Here is a 3,367-nt window from a genome sequence, read left to right on the forward strand (position 1 = left end):
CTCTTACACCTATCAATCCATCCGTTTTTTAGATGAAAACTTCTGGAACACCGTTAGTAAATATCGGGTATTAGTCGTATTTGATGAGATCCACCATTGCTCGTTTGATGATGAGGGGCGGTCAAATTCATGGGGGCTAGAGATTGTGTCAAAGATCCAAAGCTTTGCTCGTTATACTCTGGCTCTATCGGGTACTCCCTGGCGCTCTGACCGTTTACCGATAGTTATGGCAGAGTATTCTGATCCAGAAGGCATGCTTGTTTGCGATTATCAATACGGCTTGCAACAGGCAGTTGTTGATGGGGTATGTCGCCAACCTAAAATTGCCTTGATAGACAACGAGCATTTGAGTATCCAGACTGGCAGTAGTAATCAGAATTTTGCTTCCATTTTGGAATGCCTTAAAGAATCCGATGTTTCTTATCAAAGCGTCATTCACAATGAAGAAGCAATGGATTACATCTTGAATAGTGCCTGTAAAAAGCTAGCGCAGATCAGGGAACTTTCGCCAAACGCGGGCGGGTTGGTGGTCGCTGCTTCTATCAAGCACGCGAAAGATATTCAAAAACGCTTGGTCAAGCAGTTTAATCAATCAGCCACCATTGTGACTTATCACCACGTAAGCCCACTAAATGAAATTGAATCTTTTCGAAACTCGAATGTTCAGTGGATAGTCAGTGTTGGGATGATAAGTGAAGGTACGGATATTCCTCGGCTACAGGTTTGTTGTCATATGAGTTCGGTTAAAACGGAACTCTATTTTAGACAGGTCCTTGGGAGAATATTGAGAGTTAATGATTCACCTAACCAAGAAGCATGGTTGTATACCTTTGCTGAAGAAAGTTTGATTGGGTTTGCTGAAAGAATTGAGCAGGATATTCCTGATAGTTGCATGTACATTAAACAAGAGAATAATGTGCCGAGTGCTGTAGATTCACAATGCTTATCAATAAGCACCGTATCGGAAAGCGCTCAATCTAATCGCTCTCAACCAAGCTTACTTAGTTGGGGAAAAGCTTCAGATATCATTAACCCAAATAATGTTGAGCCTACTTTAGCATTGGATGAGCTGAGGTTAGGCCAATTTAAACAGAGAGTCATCGCAGCGTTCACTTAAACTAATTCTGCTTCAATCTGTTTCAATGTTTTACCTGAAGAGTTTTTCTAGTAATCAGGACTACTGCAAAGATAGCCAAATAGGACGGCTGCGGCTTGCGAGGCACTCGTAAACAGAATATCTTCAGCCGCAACCAAATGATCTCCAGATGGTGCTAGCACACTTTACTATTCTAGGTTAGTACCCAACTTTGTATAGTCTTTAAATAAACTAGCCTGTGCAGTTGTTAGCGCTTGAGAGCCTTTCAATACGACAATGCCCTCATCAGTAAGTACTGTTCTAGCATCAACTTTTTTGATCTTCAGTTGCAATAAAGTGTTCTCTTGCTCCAGTTATTTGTTCCCTAGAGAACAAATAACAGTACGAATGTCAGAGGGCAATAAAGTTTTAACACAAACTAGCCATCACATGAGCTAGCTCGTTGCTGGACAAAAGTGAGTCACGAACAAAAACATACTTTGATTCTTTGGATTACCTCAGCTATTACCACTATATACTCAGCAGACATGAATGTAGCCAAATTCACTTATCCTCTACATTCCCAGTAGAAAATGAGATAGAGAAACAAAAGATGAAGGCTTCGTTTCAATACTGAACGAATAATTGGCACGATCTGATTGAATGCTGTCGTCATTGGATGTCTAGTGGCGCAATTTGAGAGTCTATAATATCTCCATCAGTACGACGTTTAGCAAAGAGTAAGCACACTAATAGAGGCATTCAGCATGACAAACACAGCACTAATCACTGGCGCATCAAGCGGTATCGGTCTTGAACTGGCAAAAATTCACGCAAGCAAAGGTGGTAACTTGATACTTGTGGCTCGCTCTGAGTCCAAACTCAATAACCTTAAAACAGAACTAGAAAATCAGCATGGTATTCAGGTCACAGTCATTGCTTTAGATCTATCTCAACCTAGCTCAGCTCAAGCGCTATTTGAACAAACCGAAGCGCGTTCTCTACAAGTCGATACGCTAATTAACAACGCAGGTTTTGGTGGTCACGGCAAATTCCATGAACGTTCTCTGGTCGATGAACAAGCAATGATGCAAGTGAACATGGTTACATTGACCAATCTGACGCACCTTTATCTAAAGGGCATGGTTGAACGTAAACAAGGAAAAATCCTTAATGTGTCATCAACCGCTTCATTTATGCCAGGTCCTTTGCAGGCGGTGTATTACGCAACAAAATCATATGTCACCTCTTTCAGTCAGGCGGTCGCAGAAGAAGTTAAAGATAATGGTGTAACCGTTACAGCACTATGCCCTGGTACTGTGGCAACTGGGTTTGTAGAAGCGGGAAATTTAGAAGGCGTTGATGCGTGGAAAAATGCAAAAACACCAAGCTCCGTTGCTGAGTGTGGCTATAACGCTATGGAAAAAGGTGAGCTAGTGGCGTTTAATGAGCCTTCGTTGAAGTTTATGCTTAACTGGATTATCCCGTTTTTACCGCGCAAGCTCGTGTTAAAAATCTCACGCCAAGCAATGGAAAAGAGCACTAAATAAAGTAACGGGCTAATTTGATATAGTCGGAATCTGTAGTGTCAATAGGTTAAAGTGTTGCGATGAAAAGAGCGAGTAAGTTTGTTATATCTCCAAACTGGAAAGTGCTATTTAAAGACTTGGGAATAGAGCTTCAACACATATTAGGTTTTGCCGAACTGCCACCAAGGTTGTTTGAGCAAAACAAAGTGCAATTAACCCCGTCTCAATACTTCCAACTATGGCATGGTATAGAAGCTGCCGCTCAGGTGAAAGGCATTGATATCGCGCTAAAGTTTGCACAAGTTATGAGTTTTGAATCATTTGACGCTCCAATATTCGCCGCAATATGCAGCGCGAACCTTAATGCAGCAGTCAAACGGCTTCAGGAATATAAACCTATAATCGGGCCAATGTTACTTACCATCGAACAAACTGAGCAACATACTCGTGTTGATATCGGTTGCTACGGCTATGACGGCGAACTGCCGAGCATGCTTTCCCTTACGGAGCTAGTATTTTTCACTCAATTGACACGGCTTGCTACTCGGTCAAACGTACAGCCCGTTGAGGTTATACTGCCAGAACTGCCGAATAACCTGAATGCCTATCAAGCTTACTTTGGTTGCTCTATTCGCCAAGGCTCCAAAACAAGCATTGCGTTTCGTGCTGAAGACGCCCGAATGCCATTCCTGACTGATAATCAGATGATGCTGTCTGTTTTTGATGGTGATTTAAAACAGAGGTTGGAGGCAGTGTCCCATCG

The 3,367-nt window shown here is 42.2% G+C and carries 3 protein-coding genes; all 3 read left to right on the top strand.

Annotated elements, in window-relative coordinates; all coding sequences use genetic code 11:
• Nucleotides 1–1,117: helicase-related protein (locus CAG68_RS08400; protein WP_161441004.1), on the top strand; the 1,117-nt coding region annotated here is incomplete at its 5' end.
• Nucleotides 1,118–1,842: 725 nt separating this feature from the next.
• The gene (locus CAG68_RS08405; protein ID WP_161441005.1) at nucleotides 1,843–2,625 is read left to right on the top strand and encodes an SDR family NAD(P)-dependent oxidoreductase; all 783 of its coding nucleotides are present in this window, start codon (nucleotides 1,843–1,845) and stop codon (nucleotides 2,623–2,625) included.
• 59 nt (nucleotides 2,626–2,684) lie between these two features.
• Nucleotides 2,685–3,367 (top strand): AraC family transcriptional regulator ligand-binding domain-containing protein (locus CAG68_RS08410; RefSeq protein ID WP_161441006.1); only part of this gene is annotated, 683 nt, incomplete at its 3' end.

It is taken from the genome of Vibrio sp. V42_P2S4T144 (assembly GCF_009904715.1).
In the GTDB taxonomy this organism is placed as follows: domain Bacteria; phylum Pseudomonadota; class Gammaproteobacteria; order Enterobacterales; family Vibrionaceae; genus Vibrio; species Vibrio alginolyticus.